This window comes from Chromohalobacter sp. HP20-39 (genome assembly GCF_033052815.1).
Taxonomy (GTDB): domain Bacteria; phylum Pseudomonadota; class Gammaproteobacteria; order Pseudomonadales; family Halomonadaceae; genus Chromohalobacter.
In genome coordinates this window covers 1-251 of the sequence record NZ_JAWHTP010000965.1, presented here as the reverse complement: position 1 = coordinate 251, position 251 = coordinate 1, and the positions used below count along the sequence as shown (strand labels likewise).

General features: G+C 63.7%; 1 protein-coding gene. It reads right to left on the bottom strand.

What is annotated here, in order from left to right:
- A partial coding sequence (gene lptD, locus RVY79_RS20835; RefSeq protein WP_317466510.1) for an LPS assembly protein LptD occupies window positions 1-251 on the bottom strand: 251 nt, incomplete at both ends.

Genomic DNA, 251 nt, shown 5'->3' with positions numbered 1-251 from the left:
CCGAGCAGGCCCTCGCGGCGGGTCAGATAACCGAGTTCAGCCTGCGGCGCGTAGTTGCCATAAAGCATGCTGACCGACCAACGGTCGAAGTTGGCTTTAGCTTCCGCCTCAAAGCGGTTGATGTTGCCGGTGGCTTCATCGATGCGGGCGCGGGTCGAGAACGAATAGGTGCGGTTCGGCGCGTAGCTGACGCTGGCGACATAGTCGGAGCGCGGGGTCTGCAGGCCGGAGGCGACGCCGGTATTGGTCAG